Genomic DNA, 25,921 nt, shown 5'->3' on the forward strand with positions numbered 1-25,921 from the left:
ATTAAAAGTTAACAGTTACTGTCGTTGTACAAGTACTTGTCCCTGCATCACAGATTTGATAATCATAACTTCCACCACCTTTACGGTTTAAGTTATCTGTATAGCTACCATTATTTGATGTGGTAGCAATAACGCTACCATCACGATAAACATCTACATTAGCTGCACTTGAACCAGCCCACGTTAAATCTACACGTTGTGAACCTTTCACTTTGTAGCCATTAGCAGATAAGGTGAAATCGCCACCTGGTTCACCACCACCATTATCACCACCAGCACAACCATTAGCAGTTAGGTAATCTGATGCAGCTTTGGCCTTAACAATACCGTGTCCAAAGTTAACATCATGACCTGCAGCACCACTATCTTGTGCTGTTGCTTTTAATGCTGAGCGAATTTCTTCACCAGTACATGAAGGGAAATTTGACCATACTAATGCCGCAACACCCGAAACAGCAGGAGTTGCCATTGAAGTACCACTCATATAGCCATAGTCGCTTGTTGAAATATCAACTGAAGCTGTTGACGCTGAAGTGATTGCCGCGCGATCTTCAAATGCTGCACCAACAGCAGGAATTGTTGTGGCATTAGTATCACCTAACGTGCCGTATAACATGCCCGCTTCATTGTTAATGATAACCGCTGCAATACCATTTGAGTCTTCACAGTTTTTCACTTTATCGTGGAATGAAATATTACCGCGGTCGATAATACATACTTTGCCGGCCGCATTTGCATCAATCGCTTCAGCAGTTCCCATGAAATAAGTGCTACCACTTTCGCTACCACTGTTTTCCATAGCAGAAGACGCATATGCTACGCTGTCTGCAGATAATGAAGAAGATGTAGCCATATCTGCTGGGTAAGTAGATAAGGTATCAACACCACCAGCAGTAACTTCTACACAAATAGTTTCGTCAGTACGCTGTTTTTTGCCACGACCCGTTGTACAACTTGGGTATTGAGAAAAGTCTGCAATATTATTATCAGCGTCATTTGCACCGACCATAACCACTGAAGAGTAACCGGCAGGATATGAGCGAACGTTGTTGCCATCATTACCTGCTGCTGCTACTACTAGGCCGCCATTAGCAACGAAATCATTAAATGCATTTTCTTCAGTAGAGTTTGCACCACCGCCACCTAAGCTCATGCTAATAATGTTAGAGCCAGCGTCAGCACATAAATTAGCTGCATGTGCTAAATCAGAAGAATAGCCCCAGCCTTCCGCATTGAACACCTTGATGATATGCATATCGACACCTGGTGCCATACCAACAACACCCATGTTGTTATCAGCTGCACCTATCGTACCTGCTACGTGTGTTCCGTGAGGGCCACCGTGATCATTCCAGTTACCAGTACCAGAATCATTATCACCTGTAATACGGTTCCAGATGAAATCTTGGTTGGTGTGATCTAAGCCTGAATCGATAACACATACTTTCATGCCAGCGCTAGCATCAAAAGAGACTTGGTCTGCTTGTGATTGATATACTGCATAAGGCGTTAATTGTTCAGTTGCAGGGTTACCAACATCATCGTTGAATTGAGCTAATAACTTACGAGGCTGATCTACTTCAATTAACTTTATATGTGGGTTGTTTAATAAGCCTTTAATTGATGAAAGATCTTTACTGTCGAATGTCGCGGCAACAAAACCATTTGAATCAATATTTACTTGGCCACCGGTTTTATTAACTAATGCTTTGATAATGCCCTTTTTGTCATTATCAACTTGAACGATAACTCTTTCCGCTAGTGCTTGTGTTGAAAGTGCGCTCAATACTGAAAACGCTACAATAGATAATTTTTTCATAGGTACTACTCTCTGATTTCAATCTTAAGTAAGCTTATGTTTGCTCGCTTATTAAGAATTTATAATTATAATTTTAGACAACTTTGGGATAGCTGCTTAAATCAGCATAGAGTATTTATTAATCATTTTCTAATACAATATTTACATTTTATTTACATTGATAAAGATCAAATCACTAATTATTTAAATTTCAATTAGTTATAAAATGGTCTGAGCAGTATTATGAGAACTAAGTTAAGAATCAATATTGGAAATTTTTAAAATGCGCATAGTCAGTACCCTTATTTATGGCTGTTTCTTTATCGTAAGCTTTAATTCATTTGCCCTAGGCAAACTAGGTCACCAGATAGTTTGTGATATTGCTTTCCAGCAATTAACTTTACCTACACAACATAAAGTTGATGTCCTGCTCGGCGGCTTAACAAAAGAAACGCGAATACGCATCAATCAATATAATTATGCAGATACAAGCTCTAAAATCACATTGGGTAAAGCCTGTACTTGGCCTGATGCAGTAAAAAATGAGCCACAATTTAAATCTCTAAAACCTTGGCACTACGTTAATGTTAATCGAACTCAAAAAAAAGTCACTGCATCAAGTTGTCAAAAGGACTGTATTACTCAAGCAATCCCTTTCCATGAAAACATATTGGCAACTAGCCAACAGCCCAATGAAAAAGTAAAAGCTTTAATGTTTCTAGGTCATTGGCTAGGTGATATTCATCAACCCATGCATGTCAGCTTTGCTAGTGATTTTGGCGGTAATAAAACACAAGTCATTGGCAAAGACATTAGATGTAAGTCAATGCATTGGCTGTGGGATGAATGTTTACTCTCTAATCAGACCTCAAAGAAAAAGCTGGATGGACAAAAACAAGTACTCATTGGGAAACTTTCTCAAATTAGCGAAGAAAACAAATCACGATGGCAGAACACCAGCGTATTTGATTGGGCCAACGAGTCTCTCGAAATTGCCCGAAAAGCGACTACAAAGTATTGTCACCAACATAAAAACGAATGCCAAATTATTAAGCAACAACCAATTGTCATTGATCAGGCATATTTGGCCAAGCATGGAGAGTTGATTAATCAACGTGTACAGCAGGCGGCTATTCGTTTAGCGCATCGTTTAGAGACATTACTTTAACTTTCTGCAGGCAACTTATTTTTGGCGGCAATCCATTGCGACATGTATTGCGTGCTTTTATGGGAATGATGATTCAACATTAAGCCAACAAAATTCTGCAATCTATGTTGCGTTGAGTTTACTTCGATTTCTTGTAACTGCTCGGCAAAGCTCGATTCAAACGCGACTTTATTAAATAACTGCTGACGGTTAGTCACCGCTTGCTTACTTGCTTGTTCCCACAAGTTTTGATCTTGGTAATGCGCTATAGCTTGCGCCGAAAAAGTATCGACAGAGTTGGCAATTGCTCCTGGCCAGCCGTGCTCGGTTGTCATACCTTCAGCACCAATATCTGTTGTGATTGACGGCGTCGCACATAACATGGCGTCACTGAGCTTGCCTTTTATACCGGCACCGAAACGTAATGGCGCTAGACACACCCGAGCACTTTCCATCACTGCTAAGGCATCTTCTGCCCAACCCTTAACTAAAAATCCTGATTTTTGGCAATGCAAATCCGTTGCTTTTTTCGGTGGGTATGCACCATAAATATGTAGCTCAGCTGCAGGTAGCTGTTTACGAATTTCCGGCCAAATTTGCTGCCTTAACCACAGCACGGAGTCCCAATTGGGCGCATGCCTGAAATTACCTATCGAAATAAAATGATGCCGTTCTTCAAAACCTTTTGAACGACGAACAAGCATTTCTTGATCATAGATAAAAGGTAGGTAACACAATAAATTGGTCGGAACTTGATAGTGAGAAACTAATAAATCCACTTCCGCAGGCGAAATCATAATAGTTAAATCACACCTAAAAATTGCGGCGACTTCTCGTATGGCCAGTTCGGTATTTAGATCTGTATTGTCTAGACATTTTTCACGTTTAAACGCTTGATGTCGTGCATTCCTCAAACTTTGTAAGTCTTCAGTATCTAATATACGAAGCGCGTTAGGACAATATTTTGCGACGCGCCAACCAAATTGCTCTTCCATCATATAGCGATCGTACATAACCGCATCCGGTTGCAGCGAACTTATGAAATCATCAAAGCTATCACAGTTTAATTTAATGTCCGCACTTACGACTCCCAATTCAGCCAAATCCACCATATGCTCCGTCTCTTGTGCAGGGCTTGCAAAAGTAACGTCATAATTTAATGACTGAAAAAGCTGAATGAGTTGCAACATTCGACTGCCAGCTGCAGATGAGTTTGGCTCTGGCCAAACCCAACCAATAATTAGCAAAGATTTCATATACACGACTAGAGAACTTTAAGTAGCGCTATTGTATGCGAAAAGGTAGAAAGACAAAAATTTACCAATAAAAAAGCCAGCAAATGTGCTGGCTTTCTAAAATAACATTTTTATTTACTGTGCTGAATCTGCAGCTTGTGCACCTACTTCAGGTGCTGGCTCCGGCTTTTGAATTTCTAATAATTCAATTTCGAAGTTAAGCACTGAGTTACCAGGAATACGAGGAGGATTACCCATTGGGCCGTATGCTAAGTCTGAAGGAATAGTAAACTTGAACTTTGACCCTACTGACATTAATTGAACGCCTTCAGTCCAACCACGGATAACACGGTTTAATGGGAATACCGCAGGCTGACCGCGTTCTACAGAGCTGTCAAACGTCTCGCCATTGATAAATGTACCAGTGTAGTGAACTTTAACCGTATCTGTTGCTGCCGGCTTTTCACCTTCAGCTGCAGTAAGTACTTGATACTGAATACCTGATTCAGTCGTCATCACGCCTTCTTTCTTAGCGTTTTCATCTAAATACTTTTGACCTTCAGCTAATGCAGCTTCAGATTGCTTAGCCGCTAGTTCTTGCTGCTTAGTCTTCATTTGCTGATCTAACGCCATCAACAAGGTTTTAACTTCTTCTTGAGGAATTTGAGACTGACCATCTAAACTTTCAGTAAAGCCCTTAATAATAAGTGCTTTATCTAAATTAAGGCCTAATTTAGTGTGTTCTTCTAAATTACGCTCCATATACATACCAATTGATGCACCTAGACCGTAAGCTTGCTTTTCTATTTCAGTTTCTAATACTGCAGTTTTTACCGCTGCTGTTTCTTCTTGTTTGGCTTCTTGTTGGCAGCCAAAAACAGAAACAAGTGCAATTGCAACCAAGGTTGGTTTAAACAATTTCATTAAGTTCTCCATAAGTTGAACGAATAAGTGAATATCGAGAGGAACCGCGATTTTTATTATTGTTGTTCAATAGCGTAAAAAAACACTTATACTAACCACTATTGTCATGAGAAAAAAGTATTAAATGTTGATGTTTAGTAATCGCTTGTTTTCCTTTTGTAAATTAATGATTTTAATCGCTCTAGTTACAGGTTGTCAGCCAGCAGATACCCAACCAATAGAGCGTTGGCGCCATGCTGCCGAAGGTGCATATGCCGCCGACATCTCTAATGACGGTACCGTCAGCGCGGTATCGTCTATTCATCACGGTATTAGTGTTTGGGATTTAGAAAAAAACGCCCTTAAATACACTTGGTCACAGCAGCAAGATAGCGCGGACAACTTAGTACTTGCTGTCGATATCGCTAACAATAACTCTCATGTACTGACCGCAAACAAAGAAAGCTTTTCACTTTGGAACGTCAATACAGGCGAATCTGAAGGGTATTGGAAAGTTAGAGAGTCTACCATTCGCGACATAGCGACTTCTAATAATGGCGATCACCTCCTTATTGGCAAAACTAACGGCACCGTGGTACATGTCACTATGGCTTCTGGCCGTCGATTAGAATTCTTAGGTCATAGCGAAAAAATCAATACTGTCGATATGTTACCTAATGGCCGAGTTGCTATCTCGGGGGGTAATGATTTTGTCGCCTATGTTTGGGACACCCAATCAGGGCAAGTTATCTATCAATTCAACCACCCTAGTCGTGTGACCAAAGTCGCACTAGATCCTCAAGGCAGGTACGCATTTACCGCTGACAGCAAAAAAGATGCGCATATATGGAATTTACGTACTGGCAAGTTGGTTAACAGCCTTAAATATACCAATCGTCAAGAAGTATTCAGCTCAGTGCGCTTTTCGCCTGATGGTAGTCAACTGCTAACTGGAGCTCCTACTCGTAAGGTAAGTTTATGGAATATTGGCACAGGGCAACGCCTTAAAAGCTGGCGAGTTACGCCAAGAGAAGACATTCGTCCGGCCGGAGCCGTTGTTTACAGCGCAGCTTTTCGCGATAATAAGCACTTTATCACTGAAAGCTCATCTGGATTTGCCGAATTATGGCCACTACCCCAATAGAAATTGCGCAATTAGAACAGCGTATCGAAACATTAGAAGCAAAAAATGCTTTTCAAGAAGATGTTATCGAGCAACTCAATAAAGAAATTGCCATTCATCAGGCAAGTATTGCCGAGCTAAAAGAAAACATGCAGTTTATTGCCAAACGCGTAAAAGACATGGCGCCGACAAATTTAGTAAAAGCGGAAGATGAGCCGCCTCCGCCGCATTATTAACTAAAGCGGCGAAGCAGAACCGCTTACTCTTGTTTGAAGATACCAATAACCTGCTCAGTGGGACGAACTTCTTTTTCAACATGCGTTTCAGGTTGGGTCATTTGTTCACCACAGCTAACACAAGTGACCTTTTCTACACCGTTTTCTTTAGTTAACGCCATCGTGTCCATTGCTTTACATTTAGGACAAACAGCGCCGGCAATAAATCGTTTCTTCACATTTTATCTCAATCGTTGATTTCTCCGTTATTTTAACTTGAAACATCGATGCGGTAAAAGCGACAATAACGTTAATGATACTCCTGAGGATATATTCTTGATTACCGCCCAAGGTTTGCACGTTTTTCGAGGTGCAAAAGCGCTTATTACTGATGCTACATTTACCATTCACGCAAGCCATAAAGTTGGACTTGTTGGAGCCAATGGATGTGGGAAGTCATCACTATTCTCAGTATTTCTAACGCAATTACAGCCTGACAAAGGCGAGCTCAAGTTGCCTAGTGGCTGGACAATTGCCACTGTTAAACAAGAGACACCCGCATTAGACTGTAGTGCATTAGATTATGTTATCGATGGCGATACAGAATACCGTGCTATTGAAAAACAATTAGATGAAGCACGAGAAAATGGCAATGGCAACCTGGAAGCGACATTACTCAACCAATTAGACACTATCAATGGTTATAGTTTACCTGCTAGAGCTGGTGAACTTCTGCACGGTTTAGGGTTTAGTCAGCAAGAACTAAGCAACCCAGTCAAAAGCTTTTCTGGTGGTTGGCGCATGCGATTGAACTTAGCGCAAGCATTGATAAGCCGTGCCGATTTAATGCTACTCGATGAACCCACCAACCATTTAGATTTAGATGCAGTAATTTGGTTGCAACGCTGGCTTAAACGATACGACGGCACCTTAGTGCTTATTTCGCATGATCGCGACTTTTTAGACGATGTTGTTGGACAAATTCTTCATATTGAGCACCAAAAAGCAAAGCTCTATTCAGGAAACTACTCTGCATTTGAGCGTCAACGCGCCGAGCATTTAGCGCAGCAGGATGCGGCCTACCAAAAACAACAAAGAGAAATCTCACACTTAACAAAGTTCGTCGATCGTTTTAGAGCCAAAGCAAGTAAGGCAAAACAAGCACAAAGTCGATTAAAGCGACTACAAAAACTGCCCGATTTGGCACCAGCACATGTTGATAGTCAATTTACCTTTAACTTCGCAAAACCAGATCATCTACCCTACCCTCTTCTATCGCTAACCGATAGCAACTGTGGTTATGGTGATGTCATCATTTTAAATGACATAAATATTACCTTAGTCCCAGGTTCTCGAATTGGCTTACTCGGCAGAAATGGCGCAGGTAAATCGACCTTAATCAAATCACTGGCTGGCGAAATCGAATTGCTTAAAGGCCAACGTTTTTGTGCTCAAGAGCTTAATATTGGTTACTTCTCTCAACATCAATTGGAACAATTACATGCAAACTCTACAGCGGTAGAGCATATTTTGCGCGCCAAACCAGACTTTGGTGAATTAGATGCGCGTAGCCACTTAGGTAGTTTCGGTTTTAGCGGAGACCAAGCACTGGCATTAGCAAGTACCATGTCGGGTGGCGAAAAGGCTCGCTTAGTGTTAGCGCTTATTGTGCTTGAAAAACCACAGTTACTGCTACTTGATGAGCCCACCAACCATTTAGACCTCGAAATGCGGCAAGCGTTAGTAATGGCACTTCAAGACTTTGAAGGTGCTATTATCTTGATTGCGCATGATCGCTACTTACTTGAATCTTGTGTCGATGAATTTTGGTTAGTAGGCCAAGGTAAAGCGAGTGAATTTAGTGGCGATATTGACGACTACCAGCAATGGCTAAATGACGATAAAAAAGCAAGTACAGCCAAAGCTAATGAGCAAAAGTCGCCGACCACCAATATTGATAAAAAACAGCAACGCCAGCAGCAAGCAGAGCTTAGAAAAAAAGCCGCACCACTAAAAAAACTGGTGGATAAAATCAACCAGAAAATGGAAAAGTGGCAAGAAGAACTCGAAGAAATTGAAGCTATTCTTGCCGACGGAGGTATATACCAATCTGATGACAAAGAAAAACTGCAATCACTACTCAAACAACAAGCCAAACTAGCGGATGATATTGCTGAAGCCGAAATGGAATGGCTTGATTTGGAAGAAAAAATTGACGAGATACTCAATCCTTCTTAAAGTAGCTTTCGATAAACAGATGATCTTAAACGGGAATTATTCATATGCTTTGCTACACTAACGATAATAGCTTCATGGCAAACCAAGAGGGTTAATGATGAAAAGAACTACCATCGCCGCTGTGGCAATTGCACTATCTTCAATGACATTTATTGGCGCAGCTGCCGACTTAAAAGCCGGTATTTTCGAACTTAATCGCGGCCAATTTAAAACTGCCTTAGCAGAATTTACTCCACTGTTAGAAGAAGGTTACGCTCCTGCGCAATACCAAGTAGCTTTAATGCATAAAAATGGTTGGGGAATGCGAAAAAATAAGCAAAAGGCATTTGAATTATTTTCAAAAGCAGCTGAACAAAACTACCCAGACGCGCAATTTGAATTAGCACTAATGTACACAGAAGGCGACCCAGTTGAAAAAAATAGTAAAACCGCTTTTGAGTTAACCCAAAAAGCCGCTGATAAAGGCCTAGCTAGCGCACAGTTTAATTTAGGTGTGATGTACGCCCAAGGCACAGGTACTTATAGAGACTATGCAAAAGCTGCGAAGAGCTATGAAAAAGCCGCAAGGCAGAATTATGCATTAGCGCAATTTAACCTAGCCTTATTGCACTTTGAAGGCAAAGGTGTAGATAAAAGTACAAAACAATCATATATTTGGAATACCATTGCTTCTTTTAATGGCTATGAGCCCGCTGAAAAAAGCCGTATTTTGGATGAGCGAAAGCTATCTGTTAAAGATATTCAGGACGGCAGAGAACAAGCAGAAAGGCTTTATCAAAACCTATTAGCACAAGCTGAATTAAGAGCAAAAAGCGCAAATAATTAACGAGAAAAGTTTGCTGGCTTGATCTAAATCACAATTCAATTTCGCTCCTTATTTACAATACTAACAAGTTACAAAATAAGGAGCGTGTCATGGACATTCTACAATCATTTTTCAACGACCCTGTGTTTTGGTTTTCATTCGGCGGGCTAGCAATTGTTTTAGGTATTTGTGGTTTTTATATTTACTTCTTTATGAAGAATATTGCTGAAAATAACTAGTTTATACAATGTAATAGGTAATAGTGCAGTGTTAACTATGAGCTATTGATTATTTTATAGACAATTCCTGCGTCAAATTTGCTATACTCAAAATTGATGCGGAAATTGGAGTTAGTCATCATGGCGTTATCTATAAATCAACAATCACCGACGCTCAGCGTGATTGAACGCTTGCGCAAAGAGCAAGAAGAGAAGCAAGAACAGCTTGCTAGCGCTAAACGTATTAATAGCGCAGCAGATGATCCTGCTGGCTTACAAATTGCCAATCGCCTTTCGTCACAAATTAATGGCGATACTCAGCTGAGTATAAATGCTCAAGATCAGATCAATCTAAATAATATTCAAGAAGCTAGCTTTTCCGCGATTAATGATAGCTTACAAAGAGCCGGTGAACTGTCCGTGCAATCAGGCAGCCCATTAAATGATCCAACGGCTATTCAAGGCGAATTGGACCAAATTGCTGAGCAAGTCAATACCATTGCCGGTGAAGTATTGGGTGATCCTAACTTTCTTTCAGGTCTAGATGCTACAGACCCTGCTGCAACGCAAGCAGCTTTAGAAACTGCTTATGACGCAATAAGCCAACAGACTTCAGCTTTAGGTGCACAAAGCAATGGTTTAACAAGCCAAGTATCAACTTATGAAACATCGGTAGTCAATGTCAGTGCAGCTCGTTCACGTATACAAGACACCGACTTTGCAAAGACAACCGCTGAACAAGAACAAGTAAATACCTTATTACAAACTGCCATAATTAATAAAAAAGATGAAGAAGCACGCAAAGGTCTTTTGATTAATCAGCTAGTTTAATCACTCATCTTAGGTATAATCAGACGCTCACCTATGTGGGCGTTTTTTGTGTCAGAAATTCAATGATTATCGATAGTACTTTCAAACCTGCTTGGTGGCTGCGTAACGCCCACTTGCAAACAATTTTGGCTAAGAGCTTTAAGAAAAACCAACAGCTTTCTTTGCATCAAACAACGCTTGAAACACCTGATGATGATTTTTTAGATTTAGTTTGGACAGAGCTCCCAGAATCGAGCAACACGAAGCCCATTATAGTGATACTGCACGGACTAGAAGGTTCTGCAGAAAGTCATTATGCCAAGGGAATGCTTGCAGCTATCAAACAACAAGGATGGATTGGCCTGCTCATGCACTTTCGTGGCTGCAGTGGTAGACCAAATCGCAAGGCACAATCTTATCATTCAGGTGATACCAGAGATATAACATTTATCTCAGAATGGTTAGCTGGACTTTATCCTGATGCATCCAAAGCTGCGGTTGGCTTTTCGCTAGGTGGGAATGCGTTAACACGATACCTTGCACAAACGCCAAACAATCCTTTTCAAACAGCCTGTATTATCTGCGCGCCTTTAGACTTATCCAGTTGTAGTCAACGAATTAGTCAAGGCAGCTCTAAGATATATCAAAAATACCTTGTGGATATGTTAAAAACTTCTACCTTCGAAAAAATGGAACAGCAATTATTGCCCGATATCTGTCCAGATAAACTAGCTGCTGTCGATAAACTATGGGATTTTGATCAGATGGTCACTGCACCTATTAACGGCTTCACTGGCGCTGAGCATTATTATCAACAGGCAAGTGGCAAACCAGTAATGCACAAAATCAATCGACCTTGCCTGTTTATTCACGCAGCCGACGATCCATTTCTTTCCCATCAAGATATAGTCCCCAATAGTGACCTTCCTGAACACCTAACCTTTGAAATTAGTGAAAAAGGTGGGCATGTCGGGTTTGTTACTGGCAACAACCCATTGAAGCCGGTATTTTGGCTTGAACAACGTGTGCCACAGTACTTGAAACAATTTTTATGATTATTCCCTATCAAGATATTAGTCCAGATACACTGGATAACTTAATAAAAGAATTTGTCTTACGAGAAGGAACCGACTATGGCTTAGAAGATGTCGATATTGACCAGAAAATTAATGATGTAAAAGTACAACTTAAATTAGGTATTGTGATCATTGTTTTTTCAGAACTGCATGAAACCGTTAATATTTTACCTAAAGAGCAGTTTGAGCAAACCAGCGAAAATGAACCAAACTGGTAGCTAAAATTTTAATTACCAGACAAAGGGTTACATTAATGTCAGGTGCAAGTGGCGGTTTTCTAAGTTATTCGAGAACAATCCATATGTGCCAGTGTCCATTCCTACAAGTTTTACCTCCCTTGGAAGAAAGCAAGGCTGATTAAATTTAGCATTAATCTGTTTTACACCGCTACTTAATGGGATTTTTGTTAGGCTCCAGTGCAAGTTGAACATACCGTGCATAACACAATTTTTCATACCTAATAATTTAGCTGAAGCAGACGACAAATGGATCGGATTAAAGTCTCCTGATAGTTTGGCATAAGCTCTGGCTTTTTTTACATCCAGGTCAATTGAGTCAATTAACTCACCGCAAGCTGGATTATGCTCTCTTTTCTGACTGCTTCTAAACGATAGATCTTTATCTAATATTTCGTTCACACAAACCAAACATGCTTTATCACGCTGTATAAGATTTATTTCAATACGATATATAAGCCCTTTGTCAGTACGATTGCATGCTGTAAACGACAGAATCAAATCAAACGTATCTCGCCAATTCACACTCTCTAGTAACTGAAATTGGCTTGATAAATGAATTAACCCCATAAGCTTACTTGAGAAATGTGCTTGAGCTAAAAGCTGTCCTATATACCGGTAGCTTATATTGAATAAATAGCTTGGTGGAATTTGTTGGCAATCAAAAAACAATCTAAATGCCGCTCGTTGTTCTGCATTTGTCGATAAATAATTAATACGAATGGTACTTGGCTTAAACTGCTCAAATGGCACTGTTTTACGCGCAACTAACGCACGAATTAATTGCCAATTATTCATTGGTTGTTGCACAACTGTTTTCATTCTACCTCGCTAGTCGAAACTAAATGTTTTTAGGTTCACCATTTTTAATACAAGACATTAAGCGTAATACAGTCTTGAAATTCACTTTTCCTGCTCTAATCAATAGCGCCTTAATAAACGATTATTTCTCGCAACGTATTCCTGAAGACAAAACAGTTGCATTATCATTTGTCGTTAATTAAAAAAACCAGCGATTAGCTGGCTTCTTCTTACAAAATGCACCATTTAGTTATTTATCAACATAGGTCAAACTAAACGTCACTGGCACGGCATTACTAATACTTGGTAACTGGGCAATTTCTTGCAATTTCGCGACTCCAGCGGCTAAATCAAATTGTTTAGCATTGAGCAGTAACGGCTTAAACGAATTTACTAAAATTCTATTAGCAGCCAATTTAACTACCTGTACTTTCACATCGACTTTCTGTTGCTTACCATGTAAATCAATTACGCCTGATAATGGAATTACTTTTTGCTCACCAACTGCCATTGCCTTAATAAAGGCTAAATCCACATCAGCAGAAAATGTAGCTTTTGTAAATTCTGCAGTGTTAAATAGAAAGTCTCGCATGCGCTGATCGCGAATTTCAATGTTGGTATTCACACTAGCTAAGTCAATTGCTAGCGTTACGGTACCATTATCTCCGATCTCACCCATAAGCTTTTCAAAATGGTGAACTTCTGACACCTCACTTTTTTTAGTACTAATGAAATTAACGGTTGAATTGGTATTATCTAATTGCCAAGCACTAAAGGCAGGAAAGGCGATTAAACTAGAGAGAACTAATGCTTTAAATTTCATCATATCATCCTTGTTATTCATAAATAATTTAGGGATTAAAAATCCCGTTTTGCTCGGTGCGGTTTAATAATTTTCTGCCAAGGAAATTCCTTAGCGCCTAAGCTAACAAAGTCAGGGTTCATTAAGGTGCCGCGTTTATTATAGCTTAATGGGTTAAATTCACTATCCAATATGGTACCGCCCGCTTGCTCTAAAATACATTGGCTTGCACCAGTGTCCCACTCACCAGTCGGACCGATTCTTAAGTAGCAATCTGCTCCACCTTCGGCAATTAAGCAGTTTTTCAACGAGCAACTACCTAGTGCCACATAATCAAAATCATAATCAGTATTAAGGTATCGCCCCATTAAACTTAGCTCTTGGCGACGGCTAATCGCCACCTTAACCCTTCTATCTGGAGTGTAAGGTTCAACATGTATTTGCTTACTACTGATACCGTTGTCTTTAAAAGCGCCAGAACCGGTTTGTCCAAAATACGTTAGGTGGTGTTCTGGCGCATGAATAACACCAATAGTCGGCCAACCATTCTCCACCAAGGCAATATTAACCGCAAAGTCGCCGCTGCCAATAATGAATTCACCTGTACCATCTATAGGGTCAAGCAACCAATAGCGCTGCCACTTACCTCGCTCATTTAACGGAAGCGGCCCCACTTCCTCAGAAATAATAGGAATATCTGGAGTTAGTGTTTTTAGTTGTTCCATTATTGTGGCATTGGCAGCGAGATCGGCGCTCGTTACCGGACTGTCGTCTTCTTTAATTTCAGAAGTAAAATTGCGCTTTCGATAGAAACCTAATACTTCTTTTCCCGCAAGTTTTGCAGCATCTAAGGCAATGGATAATAGCTTGTCATCGGTCATTACTAAGCTCCTTATCTCGCACTAACATCAATGCAGCAATCGAGCGTGCTTCATTAAAATCTGGCTGAGTTAATAAAGATTGATAATCGGAAATAGCCCAAGGAACAACTTGTAGAGGCTCTGGTTCATCGCCTTCTAATTGAGAAGAATACAAGCCTTTCGCTAAATAAATTTTCATCTGAGCATTAAAAAATGCAGGTGCCATAGCAACATCATGCACATGAATAAGCTCTTGAGCTCCGTAACCAATTTCCTCTTGCAATTCTCGGTTAGCTGCCTCTTCACCTGTTTCTCCAGGATCGATTAACCCTTTAGGAAAACCAAGTTCATAACTGTGACTACCCGCACAATACTCTTTAACCAAAAGCATAGTGTCATCATCAAGCATTGGCACAATCATAACCGCACCACGACCAGCCCCTTGCATGCGCTCATATTCGCGTTTTTGGCCATTACTAAAAACCAAATCGATTTGCTCAATAGCAAATAATCGACTTTTAGCGACAGTGCGACGATCAGTAATTTCAGGTAAACGATTTTTATCGGTCATAAAGTTTCAGCGAGCAAAAATAAAAACTATTGGTGTAGCGAAGTTAAATCAAACGTTATAATGACATAATAATGTGTTTTCATGGAAAAAATCTATGCTGAATTGGGCAGAAATTTCGACCGTTTTACTCGATATGGATGGGACAATTCTCGATCTGCATTTTGACAATCAATTTTGGCTTCACCATTTACCGCAAAGATATGCAGAAACTAAAGCGATTTCGCTGATAGATGCGCAACATGAGCTGCTATCACATTACCAAAGAGTAGAAGGTACAATAGCTTGGTATTGCCTTGATTACTGGGCTGAACAAACGCAGCTGCCAATCACCGAATTAAAGCGTGAAATTCAACATTTAATACAATTGCGTGAAGATGCTGATGAATTTCTTCAGGCATTGCGCCAAAGCGGCAGAAAAATAGTGTTGGTGACTAATGCGCACCCTGATAGCTTGTCGTTAAAGATTGAACGAACCCAGCTCGATAAGTATTTTGATAAACTTTATTCTACCCACGAATTTGGAGTAACTAAAGAGTCGCAATCACTGTGGCAACAATTGCAACAAGCAGAAAATTTTGACAATGAACAAACGCTATTTGTTGACGATAGCTTAACTATACTCGACTCAGCCAAAACGTTCGGCATAAAACATTTATTGGCTGTCGCTAACCCAGACAGCAAACAAGAAGTCAAAGAAATTAATCATTACCCAGCAATTACCGATTACCGAGTAATGACCAAAGAAATACTAAATCATTCTAAAATTTAAGCGGGTATCGCCCCTGAGCATCGGCATTGCCAAGAAAAGGTAATGCTTGCTTTAATGCCGTAGGGAAGTCACTGCCTGGCTTTAAATACCCCTGCCCGCTAACCTTACCACCTAAGCTTAATAGCGCAGTATAAGTAAGACCTAATCTGTTTTTCGGATCAATTTCTAATGCTAGCATTTTGTTTTGACAGCGAATGCTTGCTTTTAGGTCACCAAACTCTATGTTTTGTTCTAATGCCATTACTGCAGAGCGCCGCCAATGAATAGTCCCTGATGCATGTATACACTCATTGGAAGTGATTGATAATTGCTTAATATCTAACACAACACCACCAAATGCCTCAACAGGAATAGGAAGTGGTATAAAAGGCACTATTTCTCCGGCAGCAATATTAATCGTTGTATCGCTAAGCATTAGTTCATTCGCAGTTAAAGTAACGTATGCCTTACCCTGAGGGCCTGACATTAACCTTTCACCAAACGTAATATCAGCACTCGGCGAAAGCAGTAATAACGACCAAGGATTTACACTAGCTGTTATATTTTGAACATCGAATTGATTGAAGCTTAAACTGCTAACTTCGCTTTGCCATACGCTTCCCTTAACTTCACCCAACTTAAGTGCTTTAGGTAGCGAAAACCAACCCACAGCAACATTAGCGGGAATTAGTGCAACAACGAAAAATAAGTATAAAAAGACTAAAACACCAGCTAAGGCTAATTTTGATTTCATTTTTTAATTAACCACGTGCGATATTTAAACGACGAACTTTAACAACACCAGGGTCATTTCCAATACTGATATCAATGTTGTTCACACTTAGCCCTTGCTGAACGGTCAAATTATCAAGTAAACGCAGTAACTGTTCAAATGGTACGTCATCTATCCACACTTGTACTGCATCACCTTGCGGCTGAATTCGAGCGATAGCAATTTGATACTGACCTGCCGTGCGATTTACAATACTCGATAAGCTACCACCATTAATTTTTCGGCTCGTTTTTTTCCCTGAAGCTGCAATTGCTGCAGTACTCTCTTTTACATAGCTGAGTAGTTCTTTCGTTCGTTTTTGCTTTTTTTCAGCCCTGTCTAAGCCAGAAATCACTGGCTGCCAAACAGCTTGATGCAAAACAAAAATACCAACTAATAGTGACATTGCTATCACTAGGTATTGCTCTCGTTGTTGTAATTGTTGCCACCACTGTTTCATTTGTTACCCCTTAATACTAAATGAACCGGTTACGCGGTCGCCTTGGTTGTTTTGTGCTCCTTGACTAACTTGCAATCTAGATTGTTCTAGCAAGGATTTAAATTTTTCGAAGCTTTGATAGTTGTTCGCTTCAGCTTGAATACGTAACTCCTGCCTTTTGCTGTCAAACTTCAACGAGTTTGTTTGCAATTCAGGTACTTGTTTAAAAGCTACTTGAAGCTTTGCCAACATAGGCAAGAAACCTTCACTATTACTACTACCACCCGCTTCTGCTATTTTTCGCTTCAGTTGCGATTTAATAGTAGAAATTCGCACACGTTTGGTTTGCGGAAAGGCTTGTTTATAGTTAGCAATAATTTGTTGTTCTAGTAATGCATTTTGCTGATTCAGTTGGTACAACTGACTCGCCTTACTACCAATATTTAGCAATAAAGTTACGGCAAATAATGAGGCGGCAATAAGCCAGTATTTTCTAGCTGGTGAGCGCTCGCGTTTAACTGCAAACTGTCCTTGTAGTAAATTAATGTCATTACTAGGGTACTGAGCATATAGAGCTAAAGGTAGTTCTTCAGGCTCTGCAACAGTTTCAACCACAACAGGTAAGTCAGCAATAGGTGAGTAGTGATGCAATGTTGGCACAGGATCTAGTTGTTGCCACTGATTTGCCATAAATGACCATTGCTCGTTATCTAAACTAACGCCTTGCCAACGACCTTGGCGAATGACAAATTGCTCATTAATGGCAATCACAGTCCAATGCTGTTCATGCAACGGTAACAATAGCGCCTCAGGGATTAGCTGCTGACAACTAATGCCGGCATCACTTAACCAGCTTAGCCATTGCTGCATTTTACTCCGCTCAACAATAGCAGTGAAACAGTTATGATCATTACTGTCGTGTTTAATATTGGCAAAAGCAAAAAATAAGTCATCTACTTCTTGTGCCAACTCATCTTCCAACATATAAGGCACTGCTTGTCGTATCGACTTCTGAGATTTGCCTGGCACTTTTAATGCTTTTAATGAAACATCGCTACTTGGCGCAATAGCAATAACTTGTCGGTTTTCTGCCTTGTCTTTAATATTAACCAACGCATGAGCATCGGCTAACTCTCCGCTCGCGATAATCTCTTTTTGGCTATTCGACCAGACTAACCAAGAAATTGGTAGTTGTGGTTTACTGGTTAAACGAATATATAAAATCTCGCTCATTAAAAACGTCCTATGGTGCGGCTAATCACGTTTACTTTTTTATTTTCAATTACTTGCAATGTAGAAACCAAATTGAAGTAACTCTCATTAAAATGTGCGCTGGCCTTTAGTGTAAAATATTCGCTATCAACAACAAACTGTTGTTTTTGATCATCGGTTAAATTGAGTTGAGTTAGCTCTGGCATATTGTAAAAATCATCAATATTATCAAAGCCATCGTCATCTTTAGCATCTAGAATTGATTGAGCTTCATCAGCATTAATATCAAGCAATGCCTGCAATAATACTGACTGTTCGTCGGTAAGTGTATTTATGTTAATCTGATGCTTATTCGTTTGCGGCAAAATGCACACATAAGGACTCAAGCTATTAATGACTGCCGGAGTGAAGTGCTCAATCACTCTAAGTTCATTGGTGCTCGCAATAAAGCTATTGGCAGTAAAGTATGGAAACTCCCTTCCTGCATAGTCATTGTCTTCAGCGCCACCGCTACTGACAATGGTATCGTCGCTATCAAGCCAATCTGTGAGCGCATCAGCCATATATTCAGCTTCAAATTCACTAATACCTTCTATATTCAGTTTAACAATTAAGCGCTCAAATGATTCTCTTGCCGGTACTTTTGTCGGGCCGTTATTTTGCTGTTCACTTCCTGCTTTCAATGCGTTGAGGTTTAAACATGCATGCAAATCAAAAATCCCACCCGATATTTCCCCTTGAGGAACAGGAAAGCTGTTATAGCCTTGAGCCCATTTTTGACCTAAATGCGTTTTATCACTGCTATCTTCGTTATCAAGAATTAGTACCCTTTTCGCAAAAGCCTCGGCCCCCATCGCATACCAATATGCTTGCTGATTAAATTGAATATTACTGGTGCGCTGCAATTGCATTTGCAGACGTGCAGTCATTTCGGTCGCTAAAATTGCCGCAAGGGCAACAATCAGCAAAACAGTGATAAGTGCAACACCACGATTACTAGCTTTCATCATTTACCTTAGCATCGTCATCACCAGCTACTAAAAACTGACGCCTAATTTCACCAAAATCTTGGGTTTGAAGAATAATCGCTATCGCCAATGGTAGCTTGCTACCTTGTAATTCTTTTTGCCATTTGCTCTCTTGGTAAAATTCAAACTTTACGTCGTCTACATCATGAATTAGAGGTCTTATTTTCGGCTCTTGGCCAACAACAGGGTCCACAAAATTAAAATGCAGGCGATTTAGCACGCCGTCAGCTAGTTGATACGCTACCGACTGCATGTCGCTACGAGGTAACAATAATCCTGGGTTGGTCCAGCCAGAACGAACGAAGGCTAGCGCATTAGTTTCCGAAAAAAAACCTTGGTCATCTAGGTGTAAATAGTTTGCTGCCGGTGCTTCGCCGTTTATCCTGATAGTTCTACGAGAAAGTTGCAGCATATCTCGCTCAATAACTAAAAAAGCTCGGTTAAGTTCATTAAGACGATTATTTTTCAATGCTGATTGTTCATCACTTTTGAAAACTGTATCGAATATGGTAAAGCTCGATAAGCTAATTAACGCAAAAATTGCCATAGCAATGAGCACTTCTAGTAAAGTGAAACCACGCGTTGCATGTTGCGACATTATTTAACTGGCCTCGCAACAAAAGTAGTGAGTTCCGTTAACGCTTTTTCATCATCCGAGTTTTTACGAATTTCAATGGTGATTGAACGTAAGCTGCTGTCCTGCGTGCGTTCCACCTTTTGTTGCCAGTACCATATAGACCCCGCCATCTCAGTCTGGCCTTTACGATTATTTTTAGGAGGCCAGGTTTTATCTAAGCTAGCTGCCGTTAATTGATTAGACGCCACCCAGTTCGCCACAGTTTTCTGTTCTAAACGGCTTAAGTTTTCAAAATTATTTTGCGCAGCGCCCAATAAGGCAACACCTGCTATTGCAAAAACAGCAACTGCCAACATGACTTCAATAAGGGTGAATCCTAGTCTTAATCGCTTACTCATCGAAGATAGGTCCTTCAATGGTCAATGGCGTATAGTATAAGCCTGTCACTTTGTAACTTGCTAATTCATCTTGAGCGAATTCATCACGGTAGAAAAACGCTAAGCTAAATGGACTAATATCGCCACCAGATAAAATCACTACTTGCGGCTGGATAGGTTTTTCTTCTGGCTTAAAGTCGTCCTGCTCATCTTGAAATAGCTCATGAGAAACAAGCATATCGTTTTCAATTGGTAAATCATCTAAGGTTAATTCTAGCGCGATAGATGCAGGCAGTTGATAACCAGCCAACGCATCTACTTCTGGTAATTCTGTCCATTTAGTGCCGTCATAGCCGACGAATTGATAACCCTCATCGGTCACCAATAACCCCAGTTCTATGTTATTTAACATGCCATACTCACTGGCAAGCTCAAATACACCTGCAAACCGAGCAGCAGCCTTTTCTAACTGCTGATGACTTTGACTACTCTGAAATGTAAATTGCACTGCAGACATTAATACGCCAATAACCAAGATCACTAACATGACCTCAATTAAGGTAAAACCTTTTTGCTGAACTGACGATATTAAACGCTGCATAAAAAATAAGAGCCAGCATGCTGGCTCAGTAAATAATAGAACTCGTTATTGATAGTCGGTTAAATTCCAATTGCCGATATCATCTTCCGTGCCAGCTTCACCGTCTGGCCCCATTGAAAAGATATCTACTTTGCCATTTTCGCCCGGATTTAATAATTGATATTCATTGCCCCATGGGTCATTAGGTAAACGCTTGATATAACCTTCTTCAGGAAAGCGACGCGGCAATGGTTCAATATCTGTTTCGCTAACCAAGGCTTCTAAGCCCTGTTCAGTTGATGGGTAATTATAATTATCCATTTTGTACATGCTTAGTGACGTTTCTAACGCAGTAACATCAGACACTGCTTTTTGTACATTTGCCCTTTCCTGACTTCCCATTAAATTAGGCACTACCATACTGGCTAAAATCCCCAAAATAACGATAACAACCATAACTTCTAACAGGGTAAAACCTGATTGACGCTGCTGCATAATTAACTTCCTACTAACGTATTTAACTGTAAAATTGGCTGTAAAATAGCCATCACGATAAAAAGCACAACCCCGGCCATGGTGACCATTAGCGCTGGTTCAAATGCTTTGATTGAAATATTCATTAACGCTTCAAATTCCCGATCTTGGTTATCTGCAGCTCGCCCTAACATTTGTTCTAGCTCACCACTTTTTTCACCACTTGCAATCATATGAAGCATCATCGGCGGAAATAATTTCGTTTGCTCTAAAGAAACTCGCAAACTTGTTCCTTCTCTGACTTTATCCGCTGACTCTTTAATTTTCTGTTTAATATAGAGGTTATCTAATACCTCACCCGCTATCCGCATACTTTCTAATAGCGGCACCGCACTAGCGGTTAATATACTCAAGGTTCGAGCAAATCGAGCGGTGTTTAATCCACGAGACACCTTACCGAGTATTGGCAATGCAATGAGTCGCTGATGAAAAGAAAACCTAAAACTAGGTTTTTTCATTAGCTGACTAAAGCCCAACATAGCTACCGCTAACAAGAGGACAATTGCCAAACCATAATTACTTAAAAATTCACTGCTACTGATCAAAAACTGAGTAGTCCCCGGTAAGTTTTGCCCCATATGTTCAAACTGGCTAACAATTTTTGGCACAACAACGGTCAGTAATACGGCAATAACACCTATGGCTACGACTGTCATAATAATAGGGTAAACCAATGCTTGGATCATTTGTGAGCGTAATTGCTGTCGTTGCTCAGTGTAGTCAGCCAATCGATTAAGAACATTGTCTAAATGTCCTGATTTTTCACCTGCGGCAACCATTGCTCGAAATAAATGAGAAAATACATGAGGAAATTCCGCCATACTTTCGGCAAGACCATAACCTTCAGTTACTTTGGTTCGAACCGCCATCACCATACTTTTCTGGCGATTCTTCTCACTTTGTTCGGCGACTGCCATTAGCGCTTCTTCTAACGGCAAGCCCGATTCTACTAGGGTAGCTAGCTGGCGAGTAATTAATGCTAAATCGCTCGCTGAAATTTTATCTTTGCGACTCGCTTTCCCTGTCGATGTACTGGCATTTTTTTGTAGACTGGCGGTAATTTCAATTGGCATTAGTCCTTGCTCACGCAATAGACTTCGCGCATGACGAGGTGTATCACCCTCAATTACACCCTTCACGTTTTTGCCTTTTTCATTAACGGCTAAATAATCGAATGCTGCCATTACTCTTCCGTTAGTCTTCTCTTGTCACACGCAACACTTCTTCTAGTGTTGTGATGCCAGCAAGTACTTTGTCAAAGCCATCCCGGCGAATACTTGGCGTTGATTTTCGGATAAATTTTTCAATCGCCTGTTCGCCTTTACCGTTATGAATTAATTCTCGTACTTTATCGTCAACGGACAGTAGCTCATGTATGCCTGTTCGGCCTTTATAGCCTTTAAAGTTACATTCTGGGCAGCCAGTCGCTCGATAAATCGTTTGTTGATGACCTTCCGATAAACCAAGAATATTGAGTTCTTCTTCATCAGCAAGGTGAGATTCTTTACAATGCGGGCAAAGGGTTCTCACTAACCGTTGAGCCAGTACCCCTAACAAACTCGAAGAAAGTAAAAAAGGTTCAACACCCATGTCTTCCATTCTCGTGATAGCGCCAGCAGCCGTATTGGTATGTAGTGTCGATAATACCAAATGACCCGTTAAACTTGCTTGAACACCAATTTGTGCCGTTTCTAAATCACGAATTTCACCAACCATCACTACATCAGGATCTTGACGTAGTATGGCTCGTAAACCGCGAGCAAAAGTCATATCAACTTTAGTATTGACCTGCGTTTGGCCAATACCTTCAATAGCGTATTCAATAGGGTCTTCAACAGTTAGGACATTGCGTTCACGGTGATCTATTTGGCTCAATCCCGCATACAATGTTGTAGATTTACCTGACCCTGTTGGCCCTGTAACCAAAATAATGCCATGAGGTTTGTCGATTAAATTCGAAAATTTCTCTCTGTTGGCATTTGTCATACCTAAATCTTGTAAATCAAGACGAGCGGCATTTTTATCTAATAAACGCAGCACAACACGTTCACCATGCCCAGTTGGCATTGTCGAGACACGCACATCTACTGCACGACCTGCAATACGAAGAGAAATGCGGCCATCTTGTGGAATACGCTTTTCTGCAATATCAAGCTTGGCCATAACCTTAATACGTGAAACTAATAATGAGGCAAGTTTGCGATTAGGCTTTAATACTTCACGTAATACGCCGTCGATACGGAAGCGAATTTGTAAAACTTGCTCAAAAGTTTCAATGTGAATATCCGACGCATTTTCTTTTATTGCTTCGCTGAGCATAGCGTTAATTAACTTGATAATTGGCGCGTCATCTTCATTTTCAAGCAAATCTTCCGTTTCAGTCATTTCATCAGCAAGGGAATAAAGGTCTACTTCATTACCAATATCTTCCATCATTTGTTTTGCTTCTGACGAATCGCGTTGAAATGCCTCAGTCAACATTTGTTCAAACTGCTCAGGTGTTTGAATATCAACTTGATAAGGTTCACCAAGAAATCGCCTTACTTCTAACAAAGCGTCGGGAGAACTCGTCTCATGGCAGTGCAGTACATAGCCTTGCTCATTAGCTTCAAGCAAAACACTATGACGCTTAGCAAACCCAAACGGTAATTGTTTGACTGTATTATCGGCTTGCAGTGATGAAGCCTGCTCTGTGTCACTAATTAATGGCGAAACCTCAGACATGACTACTGCTCATCTTCCTGTTGGTCTTTTTTCGCCTTTTCACGGCCTTCCATATATTCTTCGTAGGAAGGCGGTAACGATAATTCATCATTCCATTCAGGCAAGATAGGTAACTTAGCATCATCCATTAAGCTTAAGCCTTGCTCTTGCTTTAAGATTTCTTCAGCACGCATATAGTTATATTTGTTTTTAGTCACTTCATTCATTACTTCGCCATCACGAATAATGGTTGGGCGCAGGAACACCATTAAGTTACGTTTACGAACGCTATTGCCGGTAGACTTAAACAGATGCCCTAAAATTGGAATATCACCTAATAACGGTACTTTTTGTTCACTTTCTTGGACATCTTCATCAATTAAACCACCTAAAATGACTGTTTTACCATTGTCAGCCATAACAGTAGTTTTAATTTCTCGTTTATTAATAGAAACATCGACGCCTGTAGCACCACTAACAGAAGAAACCTCTTGTTCAATTGTTAGTTGAACACCTGAACCTTCATTAACCTGTGGTGTAACTTTTAACTTAATACCCACTTCTTGGCGATCAACGGTCTGGAATGGATTTGAGTTATTATTGCCTGTTGTAGAGCCGGTGATAATTGGAATTTCTTGACCGACAATAAAGTAAGCTTCCTCATTGTCTAGGGTAGTTATACTCGGCGTAGCTAACAGGTTTGAATTGGTATCAGAACTCACCGCTTGAACAATTGCGCCCCAATCGTTATCAATTAATCCAAACATCATGCCGTTTACTGAGCCTAATACTTGCGCCAGCAATGTATAATCACCGTCGGTATCAGGGTTAGTCGTGGTCACAGGATTACCATTACCATCAATCGTGGTAACAGTTGTACCTTTCTCGCCTTGTGCTGATTCTGCAGCAGCTGCAACGGCGCTTATCGGTGCTGGACCATTATTAAATTGCGTAAAACCGGCATCTTCGTGATACCACTGAACGCCTAAATTAACACCGTCACTTTCAAATACTTCAACAATAATCGCTTCAATGAGTACTTGCGCGCGACGCACATCTAATTGACGAATGACCGCCTCAAGTGAGCGCAACATATCTGGTTGTGCGGTAATCACTAATGTATTGGTATCTTCGTGAGCGTCAATACTTACATTGCGCTTTTTGCTACTTGCTTTAGTTGATTTACCAGCGCTATCTTCGGCTTCAATCGACTTACTGACACCTTCAAGAACTTTGACTAAATCTTCTGCTTTTGAGTACTTTAAATAATAAACGCGAGTATTCCCGCTGCTTTCTAATTCGCTGTCTAATCGTTCTACTAATTTCGCGATACGTTCTCGAGCTTGTGACTCACCACTAACGATAACACTATTGGTACGATCGTCGGCGACAATTTTAGGAATAAGGAAAGAAGGAGTGCCAGCCTTAGTGCCAGCCTTAGGCTTATTCATTGCATCAATAATACGCACCATTTCACCAGCAGACGCATATTTTAATTTAATGATTTGTACATCTTGGTCACCTGCTTTATCGACACGTTCAATAATATTAACGAGACGATTTACAACTGCGGCAGTACCAGTAATCATAATGACATTAGCTGGGTCGTAATTTACTACATTCCCCGAACCTGCTTGATCTGATAGTTGGCGTAACAAAGGTACTAACTCACGAACCGTAACGTTCTTAACTTCAACAACTCGGGTGACCATTTCGTCACCTTTCAACGAGTTTTCACCACCAACCACTGGGATTGACGAAGTTTTTGCGTCTTTATTTCGAATAACTTTAACTATGTTGTTATCCATTTTTACGGCCGAAAAGCCATAAACCTCTAACACGTTTAGGAAGAATTGATAGTATTGCTCTTCACTTAACAAGTCATAACTACGCACATTAATCTTGCCCCTAACATTCGGGTCAACAATCATGGTTTTTTGCAAGTTACGACCGACAATATTAACAAACTCATTAATGTCAGTATTTTTAAAGTTAGGTGAAAACTGTGCAGCATAGGCACTTTCAATCATAGGCGCATGACTTAATGCAATAGCTAAAGCCATTGGTGTAATAATGCGCGCTAGAGTTTTACGATTAAATTTTTTATTCATTC

The 25,921-nt window shown here is 40.4% G+C and carries 29 protein-coding genes; 10 read left to right on the forward strand and 19 right to left on the reverse strand.

The window, feature by feature from the left end:
- Window position 1: 1 nt before the first annotated feature.
- On the reverse strand, window positions 2-1,819 hold the full coding sequence (locus HII17_RS02420) for a S8 family serine peptidase (RefSeq protein WP_169073718.1): 1,818 nt from the start codon (window positions 1,817-1,819) through the stop codon (window positions 2-4).
- Window positions 1,820-2,081: 262 nt separating this feature from the next.
- Between HII17_RS02420 and HII17_RS02425 the strand changes: the two genes are divergently transcribed.
- Complete coding sequence (locus tag HII17_RS02425; protein ID WP_211185225.1) at window positions 2,082-2,966, forward strand: S1/P1 nuclease; 885 nt, start codon at window positions 2,082-2,084, stop codon at window positions 2,964-2,966.
- On the opposite strand, the gene HII17_RS02430 is transcribed toward HII17_RS02425, so the two are convergent.
- Together HII17_RS02430 and HII17_RS02435 are read right to left on the reverse strand one after the other, a co-directional pair.
- Entirely contained in the window at window positions 2,963-4,201 is a 1,239-nt protein-coding gene (locus tag HII17_RS02430; RefSeq protein WP_169073720.1) for a glycosyltransferase family 4 protein, read from the reverse strand. The two genes, HII17_RS02425 and HII17_RS02430, sit on opposite strands and share 4 nt — an antisense overlap.
- A 114-nt stretch (window positions 4,202-4,315) precedes the next feature.
- The gene (locus HII17_RS02435) at window positions 4,316-5,104 is read right to left on the reverse strand and encodes an FKBP-type peptidyl-prolyl cis-trans isomerase (protein WP_169073721.1); all 789 of its coding nucleotides are present in this window, start codon (window positions 5,102-5,104) and stop codon (window positions 4,316-4,318) included.
- A gap of 166 nt (window positions 5,105-5,270) precedes the next feature.
- On the opposite strand from HII17_RS02435, the gene HII17_RS02440 reads away from it, so the two are divergent.
- Window positions 5,271-6,227 carry a WD40 repeat domain-containing protein gene (locus HII17_RS02440; protein ID WP_235938615.1) on the forward strand — a complete coding sequence of 319 codons (957 nt, stop codon included), beginning with the start codon at window positions 5,271-5,273 and terminating at the stop codon, window positions 6,225-6,227.
- Entirely contained in the window at window positions 6,209-6,442 is a 234-nt protein-coding gene (locus tag HII17_RS02445) for a SlyX family protein (RefSeq protein ID WP_169073722.1), read from the forward strand. Before HII17_RS02440 ends, HII17_RS02445 begins: the two co-directional genes overlap by 19 nt.
- Before the next feature lie 23 nt (window positions 6,443-6,465).
- Here the strand turns inward: HII17_RS02445 and HII17_RS02450 are convergent, their stop codons facing one another.
- Window positions 6,466-6,660 carry a YheV family putative zinc ribbon protein gene (locus tag HII17_RS02450; protein WP_328824441.1) on the reverse strand — a complete coding sequence of 65 codons (195 nt, stop codon included), beginning with the start codon at window positions 6,658-6,660 and terminating at the stop codon, window positions 6,466-6,468.
- Window positions 6,661-6,757: 97 nt separating this feature from the next.
- Between HII17_RS02450 and HII17_RS02455 the strand changes: the two genes are divergently transcribed.
- From HII17_RS02455 to HII17_RS02475, 6 genes are all read left to right on the forward strand, one after another.
- Window positions 6,758-8,659, forward strand: a complete 1,902-nt coding sequence (locus HII17_RS02455) for an ATP-binding cassette domain-containing protein (RefSeq protein ID WP_169073723.1) — start codon at window positions 6,758-6,760, stop codon at window positions 8,657-8,659.
- A gap of 94 nt (window positions 8,660-8,753) precedes the next feature.
- On the forward strand, window positions 8,754-9,485 hold the full coding sequence (locus HII17_RS02460; protein ID WP_235938616.1) for a tetratricopeptide repeat protein: 732 nt from the start codon (window positions 8,754-8,756) through the stop codon (window positions 9,483-9,485).
- An 89-nt stretch (window positions 9,486-9,574) separates the two neighbouring features.
- Window positions 9,575-9,703, forward strand: coding sequence for a hypothetical protein (locus HII17_RS19165; protein WP_268969126.1), 129 nt, complete (start codon window positions 9,575-9,577; stop codon window positions 9,701-9,703).
- Between the two features lie 120 nt (window positions 9,704-9,823).
- Entirely contained in the window at window positions 9,824-10,513 is a 690-nt protein-coding gene (locus tag HII17_RS02465; RefSeq protein WP_169073724.1) for a flagellin, read from the forward strand.
- 62 nt (window positions 10,514-10,575) lie between these two features.
- On the forward strand, window positions 10,576-11,547 hold the full coding sequence (locus HII17_RS02470; RefSeq protein ID WP_169073725.1) for a hydrolase: 972 nt from the start codon (window positions 10,576-10,578) through the stop codon (window positions 11,545-11,547).
- Window positions 11,544-11,786: a YheU family protein gene (locus HII17_RS02475; RefSeq protein WP_169073726.1), complete on the forward strand. Its 243-nt coding sequence runs from the start codon at window positions 11,544-11,546 to the stop codon at window positions 11,784-11,786. Before HII17_RS02470 ends, HII17_RS02475 begins: the two co-directional genes overlap by 4 nt.
- Window positions 11,787-11,813: 27 nt before the next feature.
- Here HII17_RS02475 and HII17_RS02480 read toward each other — a convergent pair whose 3' ends face one another.
- The 4 genes from HII17_RS02480 to nudE form a co-directional block, all read right to left on the reverse strand.
- Window positions 11,814-12,626, reverse strand: coding sequence for a MaoC/PaaZ C-terminal domain-containing protein (locus tag HII17_RS02480; RefSeq protein WP_169073727.1), 813 nt, complete (start codon window positions 12,624-12,626; stop codon window positions 11,814-11,816).
- Window positions 12,627-12,855: 229 nt separating this feature from the next.
- Window positions 12,856-13,431 (reverse strand): YceI family protein, encoded by a 576-nt coding sequence (locus HII17_RS02485; RefSeq protein ID WP_169073728.1) that lies wholly within the window; start codon window positions 13,429-13,431, stop codon window positions 12,856-12,858.
- A 32-nt stretch (window positions 13,432-13,463) separates the two neighbouring features.
- The gene (gene cysQ, locus HII17_RS02490; RefSeq protein WP_169073729.1) at window positions 13,464-14,288 is read right to left on the reverse strand and encodes a 3'(2'),5'-bisphosphate nucleotidase CysQ; all 825 of its coding nucleotides are present in this window, start codon (window positions 14,286-14,288) and stop codon (window positions 13,464-13,466) included.
- Window positions 14,278-14,838: an ADP compounds hydrolase NudE gene (gene nudE / locus HII17_RS02495; RefSeq protein WP_169073730.1), complete on the reverse strand. Its 561-nt coding sequence runs from the start codon at window positions 14,836-14,838 to the stop codon at window positions 14,278-14,280. Before nudE ends, cysQ begins: the two co-directional genes overlap by 11 nt.
- A gap of 94 nt (window positions 14,839-14,932) precedes the next feature.
- Between nudE and yrfG the strand changes: the two genes are divergently transcribed.
- Window positions 14,933-15,607, forward strand: coding sequence for a GMP/IMP nucleotidase (gene yrfG, locus HII17_RS02500; protein WP_169073731.1), 675 nt, complete (start codon window positions 14,933-14,935; stop codon window positions 15,605-15,607).
- Here the strand turns inward: yrfG and HII17_RS02505 are convergent.
- The 11 genes from HII17_RS02505 to gspD are packed head-to-tail and all read right to left on the reverse strand — an operon-like array spanning window position 15,597 to window position 25,919.
- The gene (locus tag HII17_RS02505) at window positions 15,597-16,340 is read right to left on the reverse strand and encodes a type II secretion system protein N (protein WP_169073732.1); all 744 of its coding nucleotides are present in this window, start codon (window positions 16,338-16,340) and stop codon (window positions 15,597-15,599) included. The genes yrfG and HII17_RS02505 overlap by 11 nt on opposite strands.
- 7 nt (window positions 16,341-16,347) lie before the next feature.
- Window positions 16,348-16,818, reverse strand: coding sequence for a type II secretion system protein GspM (gene gspM / locus HII17_RS02510; protein WP_169073733.1), 471 nt, complete (start codon window positions 16,816-16,818; stop codon window positions 16,348-16,350).
- 3 nt (window positions 16,819-16,821) lie between these two features.
- Window positions 16,822-18,030 (reverse strand): type II secretion system protein GspL, encoded by a 1,209-nt coding sequence (gspL, locus tag HII17_RS02515; RefSeq protein WP_169073734.1) that lies wholly within the window; start codon window positions 18,028-18,030, stop codon window positions 16,822-16,824.
- Window positions 18,030-19,019, reverse strand: a complete 990-nt coding sequence (gene gspK, locus HII17_RS02520) for a type II secretion system minor pseudopilin GspK (RefSeq protein ID WP_169073735.1) — start codon at window positions 19,017-19,019, stop codon at window positions 18,030-18,032. Before gspK ends, gspL begins: the two co-directional genes overlap by 1 nt.
- Window positions 19,006-19,635: a type II secretion system minor pseudopilin GspJ gene (gene gspJ / locus HII17_RS02525; protein ID WP_169073736.1), complete on the reverse strand. Its 630-nt coding sequence runs from the start codon at window positions 19,633-19,635 to the stop codon at window positions 19,006-19,008. Before gspJ ends, gspK begins: the two co-directional genes overlap by 14 nt.
- Window positions 19,635-20,012 carry a type II secretion system minor pseudopilin GspI gene (gene gspI / locus HII17_RS02530; protein ID WP_169073737.1) on the reverse strand — a complete coding sequence of 126 codons (378 nt, stop codon included), beginning with the start codon at window positions 20,010-20,012 and terminating at the stop codon, window positions 19,635-19,637. The genes gspJ and gspI overlap by 1 nt, the downstream gene beginning before the upstream one ends.
- Window positions 20,005-20,592: a type II secretion system minor pseudopilin GspH gene (gspH, locus tag HII17_RS02535; RefSeq protein WP_169073738.1), complete on the reverse strand. Its 588-nt coding sequence runs from the start codon at window positions 20,590-20,592 to the stop codon at window positions 20,005-20,007. Before gspH ends, gspI begins: the two co-directional genes overlap by 8 nt.
- A gap of 45 nt (window positions 20,593-20,637) precedes the next feature.
- Window positions 20,638-21,066, reverse strand: coding sequence for a type II secretion system major pseudopilin GspG (gspG, locus tag HII17_RS02540; protein ID WP_211185226.1), 429 nt, complete (start codon window positions 21,064-21,066; stop codon window positions 20,638-20,640).
- Window positions 21,067-21,068: 2 nt separating this feature from the next.
- Window positions 21,069-22,289: a type II secretion system inner membrane protein GspF gene (gspF, locus tag HII17_RS02545; RefSeq protein WP_169073739.1), complete on the reverse strand. Its 1,221-nt coding sequence runs from the start codon at window positions 22,287-22,289 to the stop codon at window positions 21,069-21,071.
- Between the two features lie 10 nt (window positions 22,290-22,299).
- Window positions 22,300-23,829, reverse strand: a complete 1,530-nt coding sequence (gspE, locus tag HII17_RS02550) for a type II secretion system ATPase GspE (RefSeq protein WP_169073740.1) — start codon at window positions 23,827-23,829, stop codon at window positions 22,300-22,302.
- Between the two features lie 2 nt (window positions 23,830-23,831).
- Window positions 23,832-25,919, reverse strand: a complete 2,088-nt coding sequence (gene gspD / locus HII17_RS02555; protein WP_169074154.1) for a type II secretion system secretin GspD — start codon at window positions 25,917-25,919, stop codon at window positions 23,832-23,834.
- Between the last annotated feature and the right edge of the window lie 2 nt (window positions 25,920-25,921).

The sequence above is a fragment of the Thalassotalea algicola genome, assembly GCF_012932965.1.
Classification (GTDB): Bacteria; Pseudomonadota; Gammaproteobacteria; order Enterobacterales; family Alteromonadaceae; genus Thalassotalea_F; species Thalassotalea_F algicola.

What these genes read in the sequence shown, in the direction of transcription:
- HII17_RS02420 (WP_169073718.1), bottom strand. Translation starts at nt 1,819, where the DNA reads ATGAAAAAATTATCTATTGTAGCGTTTTCAGTATTGAGCGCACTTTCA.
- HII17_RS02425 (WP_211185225.1), top strand. Translation starts at nt 2,082, where the DNA reads ATGCGCATAGTCAGTACCCTTATTTATGGCTGTTTCTTTATCGTAAGC.
- HII17_RS02430 (WP_169073720.1), bottom strand. Translation starts at nt 4,201, where the DNA reads ATGAAATCTTTGCTAATTATTGGTTGGGTTTGGCCAGAGCCAAACTCA.
- HII17_RS02435 (WP_169073721.1), bottom strand. Translation starts at nt 5,104, where the DNA reads ATGAAATTGTTTAAACCAACCTTGGTTGCAATTGCACTTGTTTCTGTT.
- HII17_RS02440 (WP_235938615.1), top strand. Translation starts at nt 5,271, where the DNA reads ATGATTTTAATCGCTCTAGTTACAGGTTGTCAGCCAGCAGATACCCAA.
- HII17_RS02445 (WP_169073722.1), top strand. Translation starts at nt 6,209, where the DNA reads ATGGCCACTACCCCAATAGAAATTGCGCAATTAGAACAGCGTATCGAA.
- HII17_RS02460 (WP_235938616.1), top strand. Translation starts at nt 8,754, where the DNA reads ATGATGAAAAGAACTACCATCGCCGCTGTGGCAATTGCACTATCTTCA.
- HII17_RS19165 (WP_268969126.1), top strand. Translation starts at nt 9,575, where the DNA reads ATGGACATTCTACAATCATTTTTCAACGACCCTGTGTTTTGGTTTTCA.
- HII17_RS02465 (WP_169073724.1), top strand. Translation starts at nt 9,824, where the DNA reads ATGGCGTTATCTATAAATCAACAATCACCGACGCTCAGCGTGATTGAA.
- HII17_RS02470 (WP_169073725.1), top strand. Translation starts at nt 10,576, where the DNA reads ATGATTATCGATAGTACTTTCAAACCTGCTTGGTGGCTGCGTAACGCC.
- HII17_RS02475 (WP_169073726.1), top strand. Translation starts at nt 11,544, where the DNA reads ATGATTATTCCCTATCAAGATATTAGTCCAGATACACTGGATAACTTA.
- HII17_RS02480 (WP_169073727.1), bottom strand. Translation starts at nt 12,626, where the DNA reads ATGAAAACAGTTGTGCAACAACCAATGAATAATTGGCAATTAATTCGT.
- HII17_RS02485 (WP_169073728.1), bottom strand. Translation starts at nt 13,431, where the DNA reads ATGATGAAATTTAAAGCATTAGTTCTCTCTAGTTTAATCGCCTTTCCT.
- cysQ (WP_169073729.1), bottom strand. Translation starts at nt 14,288, where the DNA reads ATGACCGATGACAAGCTATTATCCATTGCCTTAGATGCTGCAAAACTT.
- nudE (WP_169073730.1), bottom strand. Translation starts at nt 14,838, where the DNA reads ATGACCGATAAAAATCGTTTACCTGAAATTACTGATCGTCGCACTGTC.
- yrfG (WP_169073731.1), top strand. Translation starts at nt 14,933, where the DNA reads ATGCTGAATTGGGCAGAAATTTCGACCGTTTTACTCGATATGGATGGG.
- HII17_RS02505 (WP_169073732.1), bottom strand. Translation starts at nt 16,340, where the DNA reads ATGAAATCAAAATTAGCCTTAGCTGGTGTTTTAGTCTTTTTATACTTA.
- gspM (WP_169073733.1), bottom strand. Translation starts at nt 16,818, where the DNA reads ATGAAACAGTGGTGGCAACAATTACAACAACGAGAGCAATACCTAGTG.
- gspL (WP_169073734.1), bottom strand. Translation starts at nt 18,030, where the DNA reads ATGAGCGAGATTTTATATATTCGTTTAACCAGTAAACCACAACTACCA.
- gspK (WP_169073735.1), bottom strand. Translation starts at nt 19,019, where the DNA reads ATGATGAAAGCTAGTAATCGTGGTGTTGCACTTATCACTGTTTTGCTG.
- gspJ (WP_169073736.1), bottom strand. Translation starts at nt 19,635, where the DNA reads ATGTCGCAACATGCAACGCGTGGTTTCACTTTACTAGAAGTGCTCATT.
- gspI (WP_169073737.1), bottom strand. Translation starts at nt 20,012, where the DNA reads ATGAGTAAGCGATTAAGACTAGGATTCACCCTTATTGAAGTCATGTTG.
- gspH (WP_169073738.1), bottom strand. Translation starts at nt 20,592, where the DNA reads ATGCAGCGTTTAATATCGTCAGTTCAGCAAAAAGGTTTTACCTTAATT.
- gspG (WP_211185226.1), bottom strand. Translation starts at nt 21,066, where the DNA reads ATGCAGCAGCGTCAATCAGGTTTTACCCTGTTAGAAGTTATGGTTGTT.
- gspF (WP_169073739.1), bottom strand. Translation starts at nt 22,289, where the DNA reads ATGGCAGCATTCGATTATTTAGCCGTTAATGAAAAAGGCAAAAACGTG.
- gspE (WP_169073740.1), bottom strand. Translation starts at nt 23,829, where the DNA reads ATGTCTGAGGTTTCGCCATTAATTAGTGACACAGAGCAGGCTTCATCA.
- gspD (WP_169074154.1), bottom strand. Translation starts at nt 25,919, where the DNA reads ATGAATAAAAAATTTAATCGTAAAACTCTAGCGCGCATTATTACACCA.